This is a genomic window from Methylobacterium sp. WL18, from assembly GCF_008040015.1.
Classification (GTDB): domain Bacteria; phylum Pseudomonadota; class Alphaproteobacteria; order Rhizobiales; family Beijerinckiaceae; genus Methylobacterium; species Methylobacterium mesophilicum.
This window is the reverse complement of sequence record NZ_VRVD01001028.1, coordinates 1-1068: the sequence shown is the minus strand read 5'-3', so window position 1 is coordinate 1068 and position 1068 is coordinate 1. Positions and strand designations below refer to the sequence as shown.

General features: G+C 70.2%; 1 pseudogene. It reads right to left on the bottom strand.

The window, feature by feature from the left end:
• Positions 1 to 705 (bottom strand): annotated as a pseudogene (locus FV228_RS30635) (PAS domain-containing sensor histidine kinase); the annotation flags it as partial.
• Positions 706 to 1068: the final 363 nt, after the last annotated feature.

Genomic DNA, 1068 nt, shown 5'->3' with positions numbered 1-1068 from the left:
CGCCGAGACCGACGCCTCCAGCACGCGGCCGTTGCGGTCGTGCCAGGTCACGAGGTCGTCGATCGCCGACAGCAGCAGCCGGTCGCGGGCCTCGTTGTCGCGCAGCCGCTCGCGCCAGGCGCCCTCGTTGCGCATGTGCTCCAGGGCCTGGGCGGCGACGTGGCCGATCGCCGTGATCGCGAAGACCGGAAGGGCGACGCTGGCGGAGATGTCCACCAGCGGGACGGCGCCGCCCCAGGAGCCGAGGAAGACCACCCCGAGGACGCCGAGCACGGCCAGGAATGCCGCGGCGGCGGTGGCCCGCATCGAGCCGGACACCAGGGCCTCGAGCGGGATCGCCACCAGCCAGACCGCTGCCGGTGATGTGGCGCCGCCGGTGAGGCCCGCGAGGCAGACCACCAGACCGGTCAGGCCGGCCGACGAGATCGCGTGCGCCATCCAGAGGCACCCGGTGCGGGCGAGCAGCACGGCGGCCAGCACCGGCAGCAGCAGGCTGGCGATCGCCACCACCTCGATGCCCGACGGCACCCCGCGCCAGAGCAGGTAAGGCGGCAGCGCCGCCATCATCACCACGCCGGTGGCGAGGCGCGACACCAGGAAGCGCTCATGCCGGAACCGGACGCTCGCATCATCCGCCACGGATTCGTGGACGAGCCCCGCGAGACGGTCGTCGAGCAGAGACGTCAGGGCTTTTTTTACAGGCAAGGCTCACACGCGCCGCGGTGAATGCCAATCGACATGTCCCGCGCCTCCGGCTCGACTTCAAAACGACTACCGGACAGTCGCAGGGGCGGCTTAAACGAGTGTTGCGCGACTTGGCCGAATGCGCGGGATGCTTTCCGTAAGGTAACCAGACTTCCGTGCGCGGGCTTCGTTCACCATGGCGCGCGAAAACCCGAACCGGTTGAGGCGGAGTTCACGAAACCGGACGGATTTTCGCGTTCGATAGCGCGCGACATCCGCCACGGAGCCCGCCCGATGACTTTCCTGCTGCGCGCCGCGCTGGTGATCGGCGCGCTCTCGTACTGCGCGCTGCTGCGAACCGGCGCGGATCCGGCCGCGGAGACC